This window comes from Streptomyces sp. NBC_00299, from assembly GCF_036173045.1.
Classification (GTDB): Bacteria; Actinomycetota; Actinomycetes; order Streptomycetales; family Streptomycetaceae; genus Streptomyces; species Streptomyces machairae.
This window is the reverse complement of record NZ_CP108039.1, coordinates 7,904,964-7,922,781: the sequence shown is the minus strand read 5'-3', so window position 1 is coordinate 7,922,781 and position 17,818 is coordinate 7,904,964. Positions and strand designations below refer to the sequence as shown.

The following is a 17,818-nucleotide window of genomic DNA, read 5'->3' as shown; positions in this document are numbered from 1 at the left end:
CGTAAGTCTTCGTCAGATCGGGGAAGTTCGGGGGTTCGGGGGTTCGGGCGGAATCGAAGATTCAGGTGGATCGGAGATTCAGACCGGTTCGTAGATTCAGGCGGAGTGGAACGGCAGCCCGGCGTCGGCCACCAGCTCCAGGTCGTCCGTGTTCTCGGCGGCCAGCAGCGTCGGTGTGCCGTCGGTGACCGGGACCACGCCCAGCTCCAGCAGTTCGGCCATGGCAGCGCTGCCCGCCATGTCACGGACCTGGAGTTGATAACGGGCGGTCGTCCGGAAGGTGCCGCCGCTGTCGTCGCCCGTGCGCTGGAGAAACCCTGAGTCGGTGAGAAACGCGGCCGCCTTGCCGACGATGCCGGTCGTCGAACCGGCGAGTCTGCGCGCGTCCTTGGTGGCGCCGGTCGCGCTGCGTCTCACCCAGATTCGCCAGGCGGCCTCCAGGCCGGGCGCGTCCGTGGCGGGGTCGGTGTTCTCCCCCTGCTCGTCCGCGCGCTCCTCCAGCCGGCGGCAGGCCTGCCGGACGAAGGCGTCGACGCCGTTGACCGTCACGCGCCCGATGTACCCGTCGTCGGCCAGGTCCTCGGGCCGCGGAAACGCCATGGCGGCGATGGCGAGATGGGCCAGCCCGTGCAGGAAGCGGTCGCTGCCGTCGGCCGACGTACGACGCGCGTAGTCGCCCATGCGGACGGCGAACACGGAGTCCTCGGCGGCCGTGACGGCCATCCCCGCGCGCGGGGACACCTCCAGCACCACCAGCCCGAGCCCGGCGGCCACTGCGTCCGCGAGCCGCGCGAACGGCGGGTCTTCCCGGTATCGCCGCAGCAGCTCCGTGTACTCCTGATCGCGCGCGGGCTGCAACTTCGGCTGCAGCCCGAAGGCGACCAGCCGGGCCGCGTCGGCCGCGTCGGCGGGAGTCACGGCGGCGGTCGCCGACGGGGCGGGGGCCTCGGTGTCACTCCACTCGGCGTGCTCGCTCACGGTCCGGGCTCCTTGCTGCGCTGTTGCTCACTCATGCTGCTTCCGTCCTGTCCGCCGCCATCCCGGCCGCGTCCAGCAGGGCCGTCCCCACGATCAGGTCGGCGCCGCCGAACTCGGGATCCTCCAGCTCCGTCCCGTCGTCCACGGCGAACAGCAGCTTCTCCTCACCCTGCCGGTAGGCCGTACCGACCGGCGGACTGGCCGCGTGGACCGCCAGCAGAGCCACCAGGTAGGGCAGCTCGGGATCCTGCCGACGTGCCTGGGCCAACAGCCCCGACAGTCTGCGCGGGGCGTCGGCCGGCAGGTCCAGCAGCTCCATCGCCGAGGCCAACTGCTCCTCGCTGAACCGGCTGTCGTCCGGTGTCGCGATGAGGTCGGGCTCGGGCATCTCGGCGCCCAGGTGCTCCCGCTCCACGGGCGGCGTCAGCAGTATGTCGACGAGATCACCCACCCGGACCGACACCGGCGTACGCAGCCCGGTCCCGCGCGCGAAGAAGGCGTCCGTGACCCGGACGGACTGCTCCAGGGGCAACGGCAGGACGGGGGCGAGGAGATGGCCGTACAGGTCGATCCCCGATGTCGTCATCGGCGTTGCGAAGGCCTGCCGGTCCTGCTCGGCGCGGAACAGCGGCCCGGCCTCCAGCAGGCGGGACTGCAGCTGGGTGTGGCGTCGGATGCAGTCCTTGACGATGTCGACGAGCTCGGCCGCACGGCGCTTGTGCTCGGGGTCCTCGGTCTCGTCCCGCGCCTTGCGGATGTTGGTCAGGATCGCGTTCTCATGGCGGTACCGGTCGGCGACATGGTCGAGCGCCTCGGCGATCATGTCCGGTACGGCGTTCAGCCAGTCGACCGCCCGCACGTTGCGCCGGGTCGCGTCCAGGGCCCTGCGGAGCGTTTCCGAGTACTGCACGGTCCGGTACCGGGCCTGCTCGGCGGCCAGCTGGGCGTCGGCGAGCCGCCCGCGGTTGATCAGCACTTCGAGCTTGACCTCGGCGGCGATCTGGGCGCTGGTGACGTCGGTGTCGAGGGCTCCGACAAGGACGTTGACCGCCTCATCGGTCGTACGGAGATACACCGTGCCGCCAGGCCCCGGCACCTCCTCGATCAGCTTGAAGTCGTAGTCACGGCGGACATAGCTGCCGTCCGGCGCGAACGTGCCGTAAACGGCACGAAAGCCTCGGTCCACGCTGCCGACATTGATCAGGTTCTCCAGGACCCAGCGGGCCACTCGCTCGTGCTCGGCGACGGGCCGCCGCGGGGCCTGGGCGGCGATGCGGGGGATGAGCCTGGCGACTATCTGGTCGTGATCGGCACCCGTGTCGAAGTCCATGTTCAGCGTGACCAGGTCGATGGCGGCGAGCGCCACCTCCGCCATGCCGTACACCGAGTACTCCCCGGCGAGGTTGGCCTTGCGCGCATCGAGGTCGTGCAGCGGCGCGGTGCAGGCCAGCGCACGCAGCCGTCGCGCCAGCCCTTCGTCGGCGGCCGGGCCCGGAGCGGGGCGCGACCCCGCGCTGAGCTGGGGCGGAACACGGTCCGTCGATGCGGGTGAAGTCACGGTGCACAGACTAGGTCCTAGGTCTGACAACGTCCCAAACGACGCCGATCGCCCCCTGTGGTGGCCGGACGACCACGGTCGTCCTCGTCTGCGCGCCGGTGGAGGCGGGCGCGCCGTCGCGGCGGCGCCGCGTGTCAACTCGGCCCCGCGCCCCCAGCCCCATGCCGACAGAGCCCCGTGAGCAAGGGCTTCATCTACGTGAGCAACGACTTCACCTAGGCGAGTGCTTCACCCTCCCCCACCCGCCGCCGGTACACCTCGACCACCCGCTCCAGCGAGTCCTCGAGATAGACCGCGAGCAACTTCTCGGCCCCGCTCCGGTCCCCCGCCTCCAGGGCCCGGAGGATCTGCTGGTTGCGTGCGAGGTACGGCTCGTGCAGCCGGTGCGGATCGTCGACGACGTGGAAAGCGAGCCGCAGCTCGGCGAAGACGCTGCGCATGAGTTCGTCGGTGCGTTCGCTGCCCGCGAGGGCCACCAGTTCGCGGTGGAAGTGGATGTTGGCCGTCCCCAGCCCTTTCCAGTCACCTTCACGCACCGCGCGCTGCCCCTCGGCGACGGCTTCGGCGGGCCCCTCCAGGGGGTACGGCGGTTCGCCGAGCCCGCGGACGACGGCGCACTCGACGAGGCGACGGGTGCGGTAGATGTCCTCGACGTCCTCCACCGTGAGGACCCGCACGAACACGCCCCGGTTCAGCTCGTGGACGAGGAGCCGTTCATGGGTGAGCAGCCGGAACGCCTCGCGCAGTGTGTTGCGGGACACACCCAGCGCCCCTCCGATGCTGTCCTCCGACAGCCGGGTGCCGGGTGCGAAGTAGCCCTCGGAGATGCGGCTTCTGAGGATGTCCGAGACCCGCTCCGCCGTGCTCGTACGACCCAGGAGGGCACGGTCGTCGGCCAGTCCGCCCAGCTGCTCTGCCATGCCCGGAATTCAACCGCAGACCCGAGAACGAAACAACAGGGGTATTGAAGGATCGTTCAACGATCCTCTACCTTGCTGCTCACCGTTCAGCTCAGTTCAGCTCCGTTCGGCTCAGTTCCGCACCCCCGTCCCCTCTCTGCGAGGTGCCCATGAGCACGACCCCTCCACCGCAGGCTCTGAAAGACACCCAGGCCACCACCGACGAACGCGCCGACGACGACGGCGCGTTCGGCTGGCTGCGCGCCCTCGGCCCGCGTGGCCGCCGCGCCTTCGCGGGCGCTTTCGGCGGCTATGCCCTGGATTCGTACGACTACTTCACACTGCCGCTGAGCATGGTCGCGCTGGCCGCCTACTTCGGCCTGGACAGCGGCCAGACCGGCCTCTTCACCACCGTCACGCTGGTGGTCTCCGCGATCGGCGGCGCACTCGCCGGCGTGCTGGCCGACCGAATAGGCCGGGTCAAGGCGCTGATGATCACGGTCATCACGTACGCGGTCTTCACCGTCGCCTGCGGCTTCGCCCCCAACTACGAGTGGCTGCTGGTCTTCCGCGCCCTCCAGGGCCTCGGCTTCGGCGGCGAATGGGCGGTCGGCGCGATCCTGGTAGCCGAGTACGCGAGCGCCAAGCACCGTGGCCGCACGCTCGGAGCGATCCAGAGCTCGTGGGCCGTCGGCTGGGCCCTGGCCGCGATCATGTACACCGTCGTCTTCTCGCTCGTCGACGACGACCTGGCCTGGCGCGTGATGTTCTGGACCGGCGCACTGCCCGCGCTGCTCGTCATCTGGATGCGGCGCCGGGTGCACGACGCCCCCGAGGCCGTCGCCGTACGTGAACAGAGCCCCCAGAAGGGTTCGTTCGCGGCCATCTTCAAGCCCGGGCTGCTGCGTACGACGATCTTCGCCGGACTGCTCTCCACGGGCGTCCAGGGCGGCTACTACACCCTCGCCACCTGGGTGCCGACCTATCTGAAGACCGAGCGCGACCTGTCGGTCGTCGGTACGGGCGGCTATCTGACGTTCCTGATCTCGGGCGCCTTCATCGGTTACCTCACCGGCGGTTACCTCACCGACCGGCTGGGCCGTCGGCGCAACATCTGGCTGTTCGCGCTGCTGTCGGCCGTCTGCATCCTGGCGTACGCGAACATCCCCAGTGGCTCCAACACCCTGCTCCTGGTGCTCGGTTTCCCGCTCGGGTTCTGCATGTCGGCGATCTTCAGCGGCTTCGGGTCCTACCTGAGCGAGCTGTACCCGACGGCGGTGCGCGGCACGGGACAGGGCTTCACGTACAACACCGGCCGCGCGGTGGGTGCCGTCTTCCCCACCATGGTCGGCTTCCTGGCCGACAGCTGGGGCGTGGGCGGTGCGCTGGTCTTCGGCGCGATCGGCTACGGCATCGCCGCACTGGCCCTGCTCGGGCTGCCGGAGACGCGCGGGAAGGAGCTGGCGTGAACCGTACGGAGGACCGTCCGCCCGCCCTGACGGAGGCCCGTCCGCTCAGCCTCGAAGCGGACCGCCCCCTCACCCTCGTCGACAAGCACGCGCACGCGTGGAGCCCGCAAACCGCACGCGCCCGCTTCCGGGAAGGCCTCGCCGGGCCCACCGCCGGGGTCGCCGCGGGGCACACCCAGGTCAACCTGATCTCGGTGCCCGCCGACTGGGCGTACGACATGCTGCTGTTCTGCCAGCGCAACCCCAAGCCCTGCCCCGTCCTGGACGTCACGGACGCCGGTTCCTGGACGACCGTCCTCGCCGACGGCGCCGACCTGCGGACCGATCTGCCGCGCTACCGGGTGTGGCGGGACGGCGAGTTGGTGGACGAGCCGAAGGACGTACGTGCGCACTGGCGCGACGACCTGGTGTCGTTCCTCATCGGTTGCAGCTTCACCTTCGAGTGGGCGCTGGCCGAGGCCGGCGTCCCGATCCGCCACATCGAGCAGGGCCGCAACGTCCCGATGTACGTGACCAGCCGCCAGTGCCGGCCGGCGGGGCGGCTGCACGGCCCGATGGTGGTGTCCATGCGCCCGGTGCCGCCGGAGCATGTGGCGGCGGCGCTGCGGGAGACCGGTCTCCTCCCGGCGGTGCACGGCAGCCCCGTGCACTGCGGCGATCCGTCGGCGCTGGGCATCGCCGAGCTCGGCCGCCCCGACTTCGGCGATCCGGTCGAGGCGGAGCCGGACGACATCCCGCTGTTCTGGGCCTGCGGAGTGACCCCGCAAGCCGCTGTGATGGCCTCGCGGCCGCCGTTCGCCATCACCCACGCACCGGGCCAGATGTTCCTGAGCGACGCCCGTGACGAGCAGTACCGCATCGCCTGAGAAGTCACCCGACAGGAGAAACGACGGACCGATGACCTCCATCGACCTGAACGCCGACCTCGGCGAGGGCTTCGGCCGCTGGCAGCTCACCGACGACGAACGGCTGCTGTCGGTCGTCACCAGCGCCAACGTGGCCTGCGGCTTCCACGCCGGGGACGCGGCCACCATGCGGCGGGTGTGCGAGCAGGCGGCCGAGCGCGGGGTACGGATCGGCGCCCAGGTCTCCTACCGGGACCTGGCGGGGTTCGGGCGGCGCGCGATGGACGTGCCGCCCGCCGAGCTGGCGGCCGAAGTGGCCTACCAGATCGGCGCCCTGGCGGTCTTCGCGCGGGCGGCGGGCACGCGCGTGTCGTACGTCAAGCCGCACGGCGCCCTCTACAACCGCGTCGTGCACGACGAGGAGCAGGCCGGCGCGGTCGTCGACGGCGTGCTCCTGGCGGACGCCGCGCTGCCCGTGCTCGGTCTGCCCGGCTCGCGGTTGCTGGAGCTGGCCGCCAAGGCCGGGCTCGGGGCCGTCAAGGAGGCGTTCGCGGACCGCGCGTACACCGAGCAGGGCACGCTCGTGCCGCGCGGGCAGGAGGGCGCCGTGGTCACCGACCCGGAGGCCGTCGTGGAGCGCTCGGTGGGCCTGGCCCGCTCGGGCGTGGTCACCTCCCACTCCGGAGTTCCCGTGGCGGTACGCGCGCGTTCCCTGTGCCTGCACGGGGATACGCCCGGCGCCGTCGAACTGGCCCGGCTGGTGCGGGCGCGGCTGGAGGAGTCGGGTGTGCGCGTGGAGGCCTTCGTATGAGGGCGGTGCCCGTCGGCGACGACGCCCTGCTCGTCGAGGTGGCCTCGGGCGAGGAGGCCCGGGCGCTCCACGCCGATCTGCTGCGCCGCCGCGCGCAGGGCTCGCTGTCCGTCCGCGAGATCGTCCCGGCGGCCCGTACGGTGCTGCTCGACGGGCTCGCCGACCCGGCCCGCCTGGCCTCCGAACTGACCACCTCCGAAGTGCCGCACGCTCCCCCACGCGCGGGTGAGGTCGTCGAGCTCCCGGTGCGCTACGACGGCCCGGACCTGGCCGACGTCGCCGCGCACTGGGGCGTCTCCCCGACCGAGGTGGCCCGCATCCACGCGGACACCGAATTCAGCGTCGCCTTCTGCGGTTTCGCCCCCGGGTTCGGCTATCTGACCGGCCTGCCGCCGCGCTACGACGTCCCGCGCCGGGCCACGCCGCGTACGGCCGTCCCCGCCGGTGCGGTGGCGCTGGCGGGCCCGTACACGGGCGTGTATCCGCGCTCGTCGCCGGGCGGGTGGCAGCTGATCGGCACCGCGGACGCCGTGCTGTGGGACCACACGCGTGTGCCGGCGGCGCTGCTGTCGCCGGGCACGCGCGTGCGCTTCGTTCCGGTGGGGAGCTCATGACCGACCGCGCGCTGTCCGTCGTACGCGCCGGGGCGCTCACCACCGTGCAGGACCTCGGCCGGCCCGGGCACGCCCACCTCGGGGTGCCCCGCTCGGGTGCGCTGGACGGGCCCGCGGCGGCGCTGGTCAACCGCCTGGTCGGCAACCCTCCGGAGGCAGCCGTACTGGAGACCACGCTCAACGGCTGTGCGGTACGGCCCCGTTCGACGGTGACCGTGGCGGTCGGCGGCGCGCCCTGCCGCGTCACGGTGGACGGACGTCCGGTCGCCTGGGGCGCTGCGGTGCGCGTGCCCGCCGATGCGCTTCTGGACGTCGGCGGGGCCATGTCCGGCGTGCGGAGCTATGTGGCTGTGTCCGGCGGCATCGCCGTCGAGCCCGTCCTCGGCAGCCGCTCCACGGACCTGCTGTCCGGCCTCGGCCCAGCGCCTCTCACGGACGGCACGGTGCTCCCCCTGGGCCGGCCGACGCAGCCGCACGCGCGCGTGGACGTCGCACCGCAGCCGGCGCCCCCCTCCGAACTGGTCCTGCGGGTGACGCCGGGCCCGCGCGACGACTGGTTCACCCCGGCGGCCGTACGTGCCTTCACTTCCCACCCCTATCGCGTGTCCGCCTCGAGCAACCGCATCGGGCTGCGCACCGAGGGCCCGGCCCTGGAACGGGCGCTCACCCGCGAACTCCCCAGCGAGGGCGTGGTCCTGGGCGCCGTCCAGGTCCCGCCCGACGGCCGGCCGGTCGTGTTCCTGGCCGACCACCCGACGACGGGCGGCTACCCGGTGATCGCCGTCGTCCGCGCGGCCGACCTCCCGGCCGCCGCACAGGCGGTACCGGGGACGCCAGTCCGCTTCGTGGCCGTACGCCGTCGCTGACGCACGCCACTGCGCCGACCACCTCCTGCCACACGCGCGCGTGCGTGGCGCCCGCCTCAGGCGGCGTGGGATGCCGCTCCGGAGGCCGAGCCCTGGCCCGGGACCGCTACGCCGCCTCAGGTGCGGGCTGCTGCTCCTGGACCGAGCGCTGTCCGGGCACGGGCACCGGCACCGGCACCGGCACCGGCACCGACAGCCCTTCCGGCCGTGACAGGTGTTCGGGCACGGACCCACGATCGGGGACCAATCGGTGCTCGGCCGCCGACCGGTGATCGGGCACCGACCGGTGCCCGGCCGACGCCAACCCGTCCGGCATCGACAGCACGGCCAGCGCCCTGGACACCGACTGTGCCGCGCGCAGGTCGAGCCGGTCGCTGGTGCCCTTCGCGCGGTGCCGCATCTCGACGACGGCGAGGCGGACCAGCTGGGGCAGCAGGTCGTTGCAGCGCCGGATCATCCAGGCCGTACCCGCGGTGGCCAGCCACAGCAGGCTCGCCGACTTGGTGGGCGGCGGGAACTCGGGCTCGGGCGAGGGCGCCGTCTGTGTCGCGAGGCCCCGGTGCGCGAGCATCGCGTGGAAGCGCAGGGCGATCTGCCGGTGCCCGCGCTCCCCGGGGTGCAGCCGGTCGGAGCTCCACATCGCGCGCTCCATGATCCAGGCGTCGTCGACCGCGTGCAGGTGCAGCGCCCCGTACCGCTCGGACAACGTGTGGACCACCGTGTTGACGGCCCGCTGCCGACGGGCCAGCGGGCTGCCCAGGATTCCCGGCAGGCCCAGCATCGTGCCCGGGTCGGGCAGGCATGCCGTGAGCACGGCCGTGCCCTGACGGGTGAAGGACGCGTAGACCTTGTCGAGGCGCTCGGCGATCTGCTCGATGTCGAAGGTGCTGCGCAGCGTGTCGTTGACGCCCACGAGGACGGACGCCACGTCGGGCCGCAGGGACAGCGCCGTCGGCAGCTGCTTCTCCAGCACGTCCCGCGTCTGGGCCCCGCTGACGGCGAGGTTGGTGAACTCGGCAGCCGGCTCGGACAGTCCGCCGGCGAGCAGCGCGGCCCAGCCGCGCCACCCGTTCCCCACGGGATCGCCCACCCCCTCGGTCAGCGAGTCCCCGAGGGCGACGTAGCGGAGCGGTCTCATGCCGCGCCCTCCGCACGGGCGAAGGGACGTACCGGCACCGCCGCTTCGTGCGCGGCGAGGAAGGCGTCCACCGCCGTGCCCCAGCCGAAGCACTCCGCACGCGCGCGTGCCGCCTCGCGGCGCTCGCGCTCGGAACGGTCGAGCAGCATCTCCACGGCGTCCGCGAAGGCGTCGCCGTTGTCCGCCGCGGTGGCTCCGGCGGAGCCGATCACCTCAGGCAGCGCGGAGGACGCGCTCGCCACGACAGGCGTGCCGCAGGCCATGGCCTCCAGCGCGGCGAGCCCGAACGTCTCGGCGGGCCCGGGGGCCAGGCAGATGTCGGCGGAGGCCTGCAGCGCGCCGAGCAGGCTGCGGTCGGCGACATGCCCGAGGAAGGTCACCGGCAGGTCGCGCTCCTGCGCCCGCTTCTCCAGGCCGGCCCGCAGGGGCCCGTTGCCGGCCACCACGAGCACCGCTCGCACGCCGCGCCGGCGGAGCGACTCCAGGGCGTCCAGGGCGGTGCCGGGCCGCTTCTCCACGGAGAGCCGGGAGCACATCACGAGCAGCTTCTCGTCCGCACGCGCGTGGGTCTCGCGCAGCGCCGCGTCCCGCAGGGTGGGCCGCCGGTTCATCAGGTCGACGCCCAGCGGAGCCCGCACCACGTTGCGGGCGCCGATCCGCACGAACTCCCGCTCGGCGAACTCGGTGGTGCACACGACCTTCGAGTAGGTGTGGGCGGTACGGAGGTTGAGGGCGTCGGCGGCCCGCCGGGACAGGTTCTCCGACAGGCCCCAGGTGCGCAGCACGCCGTCGGCGGTCTCGTGGGAGACCATCGCCGCGCGGACCCGGGCGCGGCGGGCCCACTTGCCGGTCCACCGCAGCGTCGTCCGGTCGGAGACCTCCAGGCGGTCGGGGGCGAGCTCCTCCAGGAGGGCCGCGACCCGCCGCTTGTCGACGAGCACGCGGTAGCCGCCGGTGCCGGGCAGCATCGGGCCGGGCAGGGTGATCACACGGCCCTGCTCGGTCTCGCAGTCGCTGTACTTCTCACCCGGCACGATGAGGACGGGGTCGTGGCCCGCCAGCTTGAAGCCCTTGCCCAGTTCGCGCAGCGCGGTGCGCAGGCCTCCGGAGGCGGGGGCGACGAAGTTCGCCAGCCGGACGATCCGCAGCCCGGTGTTCGTCGACGGGTTCACGGACGGGTTGCCTGAGGAGTTCACCGAGGAGTTCATACCGCCACCGCCGGCCTCCGCGCCTTGAGCACGGCCTCGTAGTGGGCGATGAGCTGGTCGCCGATGGCCGCCCAGGTGCGGCCGTCGACCGTCGCGTGTCCGGCGGCCCCGTACGCGGCCCGCAGCGCCGGGTCGGCGACCAGGGAGGCCACCGCGTCCCGTACGGCGTCGGCGTCGCGCGGCGGCACCAGGAGCCCGGTGCGGCCGTGGTCGACCAGGTCCAGCGGACCGCCGGCGGCCGGCGCCACGACCGGCACCCCGCTCGCCATGGCCTCCTGCACGGTCTGGCAGAAGGTCTCGAACGGCCCCGTGTGGGCGAAGATGTCGAACGAGGCAAAGATCCGGGCGAGGTCGTCCCCGCCGCGGCGGCCCAGGAAGACCGCGCCGGGCAGCGCCTCGGCGAGCGCGGGCTGGCTCGGCCCGTCGCCGACGATCACGACCTTCACGCCCGCCAGGCCGCACACGCCGGAGAGCAGCTCGATGTGCTTCTCCGGGGCGAGCCGCCCGACGTAGCCGACGATGACCTCGCCGTTCGGGGCGAGTTCCCGGCGCAGCTTCTCGTCGCGCAGCTCGGGGCGGAAGCGCGCGGTGTCCACGCCGCGTGCCCACAGCTTGAGCCGGGGCACCCCGTGGGCCTCGAGGTCGTTCATGGACGCGCTGGACGGGACGAGGGTGAGGTCGGCGGCGGAGTGGACGGACCGTATGCGCCGCCAGGCCGCTGCCTCGCCGGCGCCCATGTAGGTGCGGGCGTATCCGGCCAGGTCGGTCTGGTAGACGGCGACGGCGGGGATGCCGAGCCGGGCGGCGGCGGCCATGCCCCGGACGCCGAGGACGAAGGGGCTGGCCAGGTGCACGATGTCGGGCTGGTGCTGGATCAGCGCGGCGGCCAGGCGCCGGCTGGGGAGGGCGACCCTGACCTGGGGATAGCCGGGGAGCGGAAGGGAGGGGACATGGACTACGGGGCAGGGCGCCAGGGCGGCGGCCGCCTTGTTCCCGGGAGCGGGAGCGGGTGTGACGACGAGGGGAGCGTGACCGCGGTCGACGAGGTGTCGGGCGGTCTGGAGCGCGCAGTGGGCCACGCCGTTCACATCGGGGGGAAAGGATTCGGTCACGATGACGACACGCATACCCGTGTTGTCGCCGTGCTGGACGTGGCCGCGTCAACGTGGATCTTTCCAAACAAGAAACGTCCCATGAGCGTTCCGCTCCGCGACCGAGCGGGTCAGGTTCCGGCCATGCACACCTGACCCGTCGGCCACCCCGAGTTCACCTTGCGGGCGGATCTCCGCGGACGTTCACCGTGCGGTCACATGTCCCGGCCGATCATCAGCCGGTGGTTGCGTCGGGTCCGATCCGGCTGCGTACGGCCGTCTGGACCTCGGCCTCCTCGGCCGGATCGGCGGCGAGCCGGCGCAGTCGCTCGACGACGCGGGTGTCACCGGTCTCGGCGTGCCGGGCGGCGATCTCGCGGGTGGTCTCCTCGCAGTCCCAGAGACACTCGACGGCGAATCCCGAGGCGTAGGAGGGGTCGGTGGCGGCGAGGGCGCGAGCGGTGCGGCCCCGTAGATGGGAGGACGCCGTCTCGCGGTAGATGTGGCGCAGCACGGGGGCCGCGCAGGCGATGCCGAGCCGTCCGGTGCCGTCGACCAGGGTCCACAGGGTCGGGGCGTCGGGACCTTCGCCCCGTACGGCCTCGCGCAGCGCCGCCAGGACCAGGTCCTTGTCCTCGGCCCCGCCCCGGCAGGCAAGCATGCGTCCGGCGGCGGCACCGAGCGGATCGGGCCTTCGGGCCCAGCCGCGCGCGCGGTCGATGGCGGCGACGCTGCGCATCCGTTCGAAGGCGTCGAGGGCCGCATCCACGACCGCCGAAGAGCCGGTGATCACGGCCGCCTCGATCAGGTCGAGGGCGCCGGGATCGTTGGTGTCGGCCAGGTAGCGCAGGGCGGTGCAGCGGGCTCCGTCGGTGCCGTCCTCGGCGGCAGCGACGATTTCGGGCCGGTCCTCGGGGCCGGCGACGGCCATGAGGCACCGCGCGGCCGGCACATGGAGCGCGGCTCCGCGCTCCATGCCCTGCTGGGCCCATTCGAAGACCGCCTGCACGCTCCACCCCGGACGGGGCCCGGTAGGTCGCATCTGCCGCTGCCAGCGGTCGAAGCAGCCTGCCTCGTGAGCGGCACGCACACGTGTGGCGATCGATTCGCGCTGATCCTCGGCCCACAGCCGCCACGGGCGTGGCTCAAAAGCATCGCGTACGACGGCGGCCAGCTCGGCCTCGCCCTCGGGATCGGCCGGGAACCGCGCCAGCACGGGCGCGGCGAGGGCACGCAGCCCCGCGTCGTCGTCCCTGAGCGCGAGTTCGTCCAGGGCCCAGGCCCAGTTGGAGCCCGAGGCGGCGTACCTGCGCAGCAGGGCGAGCGCGTCCAGCCTGCCGTAGGAGGCGAGGTGGCCGAGGACGGCGAGGGCCAGCCCCGTGCGTGATTCCTCGGTGTCGAGGGCGTCCTCGACGTCGAAGAGGTGCGCCTCGATCTCGTCCAGCTCGCCGTTCAGGTCGAGGTAGAGACGGGCGTAGTACAGGGAGCGGTTCTCCACCTGCCAGTCGTGGCGGGGGTCCCGCAGCACACAGTGGTTCAGGGCCGCGAGCGCTTCGGCGCGCGGGGCGGTGAGCGCGTGCAGTGTGCCGTCGCCACGGCCCCGCTGAAGCAGGCCGAGCAGCGTACCGCTGGGCGCTATGACCGGTTCGAACATGGGAAACAGCCTCACATCAAGCGTCGACGCAACCGGGGTTCTTGCTTCACCTGGCCGCGTGACAACACGTCGGGGCGCCCGCCGTTTCCTGCTTGCTGTAGACCATCTTCCTCTGCCTCTCGTCGGTGGCCCATGCGGACCGCATCACGGCCCGCGCGGTGCGGCAACACCTGCCCAGCCATCGCGTCCGTGAATCACGACGTCATGATGACTCGGCACTTCCATCTGCCGCGACCGAAATTTCGGCGGCCCTGTACCGCCTCCCCCGTTTTCTGCGTTTTCGCTGGTCAGAACATTCGGATCAGTGTGCGCCGAACAGTTCGAGCAGTTCTGTCTTGGCGAACATCCGGGCCGTGTCGACGGCCGACGGCGTTCCGGAGGCGGGGTCGGCGCCGCCCTCGAGCAACGCCTTGATGACTTCCGTCTCACCCTTGAAGACGGCACCGGCGAGCGGCGTCTGGCCCCGGTCGTTGACGTGGTCGGCCTCGGCACCCCGGGCAAGCAGGGCGCGCACCGCCTCGGCGTGCCCGTGATAGGCGGCGAGCATCACGAGGGAGTCGCCGCGGTCATTGGTGAGGTTGGCCGGAACGCCCGCGTCGACGTACGCCACGAGCGCCTCGGTCTGCCCCTGCCGGGCCAGATCGAAGATCTTGGTCGCCAGCTCCACGACCTCCGGGTCGGGGGCATCAGTCATCGGCCGGACCGCCTCTCACTACGTACACGGGGACTGCGGGGAACTGCTGGGAACTGCGGGGAGCACAGGTGCGACCGCGAGCGGTGCTCGGCCGTACGAGTGATTCGCCAGGGTACTGGCTCGCGCGGCACATGACCTGATGCGCTCGCGGCAAAGATCATCGCAGACACGGCCGGACGCAAGACCCAAGCTCATCCACCTCAGGACACTCCGCCAACAGGGGGAAATCTGACGAATTTCACCCAGTTGCACCTTTTATAGTATGGATACATCCTGTGAGCCTGGAAGTACTCATGGTGACTGTCCCCACCAAACCAGGAGCACTCACATGATCCTCTCCATCTCAGGCGTCGTTCTGCTGGGCATCGTCGTCTTCATCTTCTTCCGCAAGGACGGGCTGAAGGCGTCGCACGCCCTGATCTCGGCCCTGTTCGGCTTCTATCTGGCAAGCACGGCCATCGCCCCGAGCATCAAGGCCGGCGGCGAGAGCCTGGCGAGCCTGCTGGGCGGCATCCAGTTCTGACGCCGCCCCACCCGCCCGTACGCACCTGTAGGAGACAGCAGTGGCCCGCCGCCCCCTCCCCCGCATCCTGAGCACAGGCAGCGCGCAGATCACCCGAAGCCGGGAGCTGGCCCGGGCGCAGTTCGCCCGTAGCCGGGAGCTGGCCCGGACGGCGGGCGACAGCGCCTCTGACGTCCTCCACCCACTGATCACGATCACCCGTGGTCTGCGCCGGCTGGCCTCGGCCGGGCGGCGCAAGTGGGCCGACACCCCCAAGGACAAACGCGGTCCGCTGCTCTTCCTGGTGGCCTCGGTGATCCTGGTCGTGGCGCTGGTTCCGTACGGACCGCTGCTCGCCGTCATCAGCCTGATGGCGGCGGCAGCCTGGCAGGGCCGGGACCGCAAGACCTCGACGCCCGAGGGACCCGACGAGTCCCAGACGGAGCGGCTGAGGGCGCTCTACGAGGCCCTGGTCCCGTACTTCTCGGCCGCCGAGGACCCGGCGCCGCTGTACACCCACGGCGGCGAGTGGGAGAAGGCCTTCCCGGAGTTCGACTTCGACGGCACGGGCCGCGTCAGCAGCCTGCTGATCCGTTACCCGGCCTACTTCACCGACGGCGAGGCGGAGTCCCGCGCGCGGATCGAGCACCTGCTGACCGCGAAGTCCGGCCGCGGCCGGGAGTACCACTTCGCCTGGGACGAGGAGGGCAACGAGCTGGCGGTCACCGTCCTCGCCGCGCTGCCCACCGACATCGCCGCTCAGCGCTTCGTCACGACCCCCGGCGAGACCGTCCTCGGCTTCACCGATCCCACCCACGTCCAGCGCACGCTCCCGCTCACCCACGGCGCGGAGCAGCGCGACGTACCGCCGGTCGTCTGGCGCACCGGTATCCGCTCCACCGAGCCCCATCTGCTGGTCATGGGCGAGCCCGGCAGCGGCACCTCGACGCTGCTGCGCTCGATCGCCCTGCAGGCCCTGCAGCACGGCGACGTCGTCATCGTCGAGGGCGGCAGCACGGGCGAGTACGCCTGTCTGATCGGGCGCGACGGCGTCCTGGCGGTCGAGTGCGGTCTGTCGGGGGCCCTGGCGAGCGTGGAGTGGGCGGCGACGGAGACGGAGCGGCGCCTCATCGCCGTGAACCGCGCCCGTCAGGCGGGCAACCCGCCCCCGGACGACACCAAGCGCCCGCTGTGGATCCTCCTCGACCGCCCGACAGCGTTCACCCACCTCGCCGCGGCGGACCACCGCAAGGACCCGCAGTCCCTGCTCCAGGTCCCGCTCAGACACGGCCGCGCGGTGGGCGTCACGGTGGTCGTGGCCGAGCAGTGGGACGCCATGGACGCCCTGTCCGAAGCCGTACGACAGCACACACGCGCGCGCGTCGTGCTCGGCCCCGCGACGGCTGAGCAGCTGCGGACGGTGCTGGGCGCTCCCCCGCACACCACCCCGGTCGCCGACGTCCCGCCCGGCCGCGGCTACGCCCGCCTCGGCACGGGCCCCGTCCACCGCATCCAGGTCCCGGCGACCCCGGACCCGTACGACGACGCAACGAGCGACGCCCACCGGCAGGCGGTTCTGGACCTGCTGCCGGAGCGGACGACGCCGGTCGAGGCGGAGGCACTCCCGAAGCTGGAGAAGCCGGAACAGCAGCCGGAGCCGGTGCCGGCGGAGGCCGTGGTGGCCGAGACTTCGTAGGAGTGCACGGACGCAGCCGGCGCGGACACAGGTGCAGCCGAGCGGCCGCCCACCACAGCCGTGGCGTGGGGGGGTGGGACGCTCGCCCGCGCTTGCGGTGGTGCCGCCTGCGCCCACCCGTGCCGCCCCGGCGGCACGACTCTGCCCGCAGACGGGGCAGGGGCTGCGCGAGCTACGGCGGGCGGCTGGGCGGCGGCAGCGCTGTCCGGCCGGGCACCCCCTCACCACAGCCTCTGCAGCGAACTCGGACAGAGGCGCCGCCGGGCACTCACGCCACTCACGCCACGAACGGCCTCACCGCATCGCCGCCCCCAGAAGCCCCGTTCTCCACCAACCGCGCCGCCGCCCCCAACCGCACCGCTGCCTCCTCGGCCACCGCGCCCCCCACGGTGAACGGCAGCCGCACATACCCCTCGAAGGCCCCGTCCACCCCGAAGCGAGGCCCGGACGGCACCCGAACACCCACCCGTTCGCCCACTTCCGCGAGCCGCGATCCCGACAGGCCCCCCGTCCGCACCCACAGCGTGAGGCCGCCACGCGGCACCTCGAACTCCCACTCGGGCAGCTCCCGCCGCACGGCCGTGACGAGGGCGTCCCGGTTCTCCCGGGCCTGGATGCGCCGCAGGTCCACCGCCTGCTCCCAACCTCCGGTGCCGAACAGCCAGTTCACGGCCAGCTGCTCCAGGACCGGCGTCCCCAGGTCGGCGTACGCGCGCGCGGCAACCAGGCTGCGGATCACATCCGGAGCCGCCCGCACCCAGCCGATCCGCATGCCCGCCCAGAAGGCCTTGCTGGCCGACCCGACGGTGACGACGGTCGACCCCGCGGGGTCGAAAGCGCAGACGGGCCGCGGCATCTCGATGTCCGGATCGAGCCACAGCTCGCTCATCGTCTCGTCGGCGACGAGCACCGTCCCCGCCGACCGCGCCGCGTCCACCAGCCGCCTGCGCTGGTCGTCGTCGGCCAGCGCCCCGGTCGGGTTGTGGAAGTCGGCGACGACGTAGGCGATCCGGGGCGCGGCGTCCCGCAGGACCTGCCGCCAGCGGTCCATGTCCCAGCCGGCCAGCCCCTCGGCCATGGCGACGGGCACAAGCCGGGCTCCCACCTCCCGCATCAGCTGGAGGATGTTGGCGTACGACGGCGACTCGACCGCGATCCGCTCACCGCGGCCCGCGAAAAGATGGCAGATCGCGTCGATGGCGCCCATCGCCCCGGTCGTCACCATGATCTGCTCGGGCATGGTCGGAATCCCGCGCGCGGTGTACCGGTCGGCGATCGTCGAGCGCAGCGCGGGCAGCCCGGCCGGATAGTCGCCGTGGGTGTGGGCGTACGGCGGCAGCTCCTCCAGGGCGCCCTGCACGGCACGGGTCAGCCACGGCTCGGGCGCGGGCAGCGCCGCGCAGCCCAGGTCGATCATGGAGCCGAGCGCCTCGGGCGGCAGCGGCTCAAGGCCGCGCGCGGGCAGCGGGTTCCCTGCCGGTACGGCGGTCCAGCTGCCGGCCCCGCGCCGGGACTCCAGGAACCCCTCGGCGCGCAGCGCCTCATAGGCCGCGGCCACCGTCGTACGGCTCACGGACAGTGCGAGGGCCAGCTCACGCTCGGCGGGCAGCCGCGCGGCGACCGGGACACGGCCCTCCAGGACGAGCAGCCGGATACCGTCGGCCAGCGCACGGTAGGCGGGCGGGCGCTTGGTGCCGGGGCCGGCGGGGCGGTCCTGCTGGGACGTGAGAAGCCGGGCCAGCTGCGCGGCCCCCACCGCAGAAGTCCACTGCGCCATGATTTCCAGTCCACCTTC

The 17,818-nt window shown here is 72.6% G+C and carries 15 protein-coding genes and 1 pseudogene; 7 read left to right on the top strand and 9 right to left on the bottom strand.

Annotated features, from left to right (window positions below; translation table 11 throughout):
* Nucleotides 1-96: 96 nt before the first annotated feature.
* The 3 genes from OHT51_RS35425 to OHT51_RS35415 form a co-directional block, all read right to left on the bottom strand.
* The gene (locus tag OHT51_RS35425; protein ID WP_328882973.1) at nucleotides 97-978 is read right to left on the bottom strand and encodes a hypothetical protein; all 882 of its coding nucleotides are present in this window, start codon (nucleotides 976-978) and stop codon (nucleotides 97-99) included.
* Nucleotides 979-1,009: 31 nt separating this feature from the next.
* Nucleotides 1,010-2,536 (bottom strand): hypothetical protein, encoded by a 1,527-nt coding sequence (locus OHT51_RS35420; protein ID WP_328882972.1) that lies wholly within the window; start codon nucleotides 2,534-2,536, stop codon nucleotides 1,010-1,012.
* Nucleotides 2,537-2,751: 215 nt separating this feature from the next.
* Nucleotides 2,752-3,456: a GntR family transcriptional regulator gene (locus tag OHT51_RS35415; RefSeq protein WP_328882971.1), complete on the bottom strand. Its 705-nt coding sequence runs from the start codon at nucleotides 3,454-3,456 to the stop codon at nucleotides 2,752-2,754.
* 149 nt (nucleotides 3,457-3,605) lie between these two features.
* Here OHT51_RS35415 and OHT51_RS35410 point away from each other — a divergent pair, with 149 nt between their 5' ends.
* The 5 genes from OHT51_RS35410 to OHT51_RS35390 are packed head-to-tail and all read left to right on the top strand — an operon-like array spanning nucleotide 3,606 to nucleotide 8,040.
* The gene (locus OHT51_RS35410; protein WP_328882970.1) at nucleotides 3,606-4,904 is read left to right on the top strand and encodes an MFS transporter; all 1,299 of its coding nucleotides are present in this window, start codon (nucleotides 3,606-3,608) and stop codon (nucleotides 4,902-4,904) included.
* Nucleotides 4,905-4,930: 26 nt separating this feature from the next.
* Entirely contained in the window at nucleotides 4,931-5,770 is an 840-nt protein-coding gene (locus tag OHT51_RS35405) for a putative hydro-lyase (RefSeq protein WP_328884549.1), read from the top strand.
* A 31-nt stretch (nucleotides 5,771-5,801) separates the two neighbouring features.
* On the top strand, nucleotides 5,802-6,560 hold the full coding sequence (locus tag OHT51_RS35400) for a LamB/YcsF family protein (RefSeq protein WP_328882969.1): 759 nt from the start codon (nucleotides 5,802-5,804) through the stop codon (nucleotides 6,558-6,560).
* The gene (locus tag OHT51_RS35395; RefSeq protein WP_328882968.1) at nucleotides 6,557-7,174 is read left to right on the top strand and encodes a 5-oxoprolinase subunit B family protein; all 618 of its coding nucleotides are present in this window, start codon (nucleotides 6,557-6,559) and stop codon (nucleotides 7,172-7,174) included. The genes OHT51_RS35400 and OHT51_RS35395 overlap by 4 nt, the downstream gene beginning before the upstream one ends.
* Nucleotides 7,171-8,040: a biotin-dependent carboxyltransferase family protein gene (locus OHT51_RS35390; RefSeq protein ID WP_328882967.1), complete on the top strand. Its 870-nt coding sequence runs from the start codon at nucleotides 7,171-7,173 to the stop codon at nucleotides 8,038-8,040. The genes OHT51_RS35395 and OHT51_RS35390 overlap by 4 nt, the downstream gene beginning before the upstream one ends.
* A 313-nt stretch (nucleotides 8,041-8,353) precedes the next feature.
* On the opposite strand, the pseudogene OHT51_RS35385 reads toward OHT51_RS35390, so the two are convergent.
* From OHT51_RS35385 to OHT51_RS35365, 5 genes and pseudogenes are all read right to left on the bottom strand, one after another.
* Nucleotides 8,354-9,178, bottom strand: a pseudogene (locus tag OHT51_RS35385) (SGNH/GDSL hydrolase family protein); the annotation flags it as partial.
* The gene (locus OHT51_RS35380) at nucleotides 9,175-10,386 is read right to left on the bottom strand and encodes a glycosyltransferase (protein WP_328882966.1); all 1,212 of its coding nucleotides are present in this window, start codon (nucleotides 10,384-10,386) and stop codon (nucleotides 9,175-9,177) included. The pseudogene OHT51_RS35385 and the gene OHT51_RS35380, both read right to left, overlap by 4 nt.
* On the bottom strand, nucleotides 10,383-11,513 hold the full coding sequence (locus OHT51_RS35375) for a glycosyltransferase family 4 protein (protein WP_328882965.1): 1,131 nt from the start codon (nucleotides 11,511-11,513) through the stop codon (nucleotides 10,383-10,385). Before OHT51_RS35375 ends, OHT51_RS35380 begins: the two co-directional genes overlap by 4 nt.
* 199 nt (nucleotides 11,514-11,712) lie before the next feature.
* Nucleotides 11,713-13,131 carry a HEAT repeat domain-containing protein gene (locus OHT51_RS35370; RefSeq protein WP_328882964.1) on the bottom strand — a complete coding sequence of 473 codons (1,419 nt, stop codon included), beginning with the start codon at nucleotides 13,129-13,131 and terminating at the stop codon, nucleotides 11,713-11,715.
* A 301-nt stretch (nucleotides 13,132-13,432) separates the two neighbouring features.
* Complete coding sequence (locus OHT51_RS35365; RefSeq protein ID WP_328429059.1) at nucleotides 13,433-13,825, bottom strand: ankyrin repeat domain-containing protein; 393 nt, start codon at nucleotides 13,823-13,825, stop codon at nucleotides 13,433-13,435.
* Between the two features lie 328 nt (nucleotides 13,826-14,153).
* On the opposite strand from OHT51_RS35365, the gene OHT51_RS35360 reads away from it, so the two are divergent.
* Together OHT51_RS35360 and OHT51_RS35355 are read left to right on the top strand one after the other, a co-directional pair.
* The gene (locus OHT51_RS35360; RefSeq protein ID WP_004002760.1) at nucleotides 14,154-14,348 is read left to right on the top strand and encodes a hypothetical protein; all 195 of its coding nucleotides are present in this window, start codon (nucleotides 14,154-14,156) and stop codon (nucleotides 14,346-14,348) included.
* A 40-nt stretch (nucleotides 14,349-14,388) separates the two neighbouring features.
* Nucleotides 14,389-16,023, top strand: coding sequence for an ATP-binding cassette domain-containing protein (locus tag OHT51_RS35355; RefSeq protein ID WP_328882963.1), 1,635 nt, complete (start codon nucleotides 14,389-14,391; stop codon nucleotides 16,021-16,023).
* 277 nt (nucleotides 16,024-16,300) lie between these two features.
* On the opposite strand, the gene OHT51_RS35350 is transcribed toward OHT51_RS35355, so the two are convergent.
* Nucleotides 16,301-17,800, bottom strand: a complete 1,500-nt coding sequence (locus tag OHT51_RS35350; protein ID WP_328882962.1) for an SCO1417 family MocR-like transcription factor — start codon at nucleotides 17,798-17,800, stop codon at nucleotides 16,301-16,303.
* Between the last annotated feature and the right edge of the window lie 18 nt (nucleotides 17,801-17,818).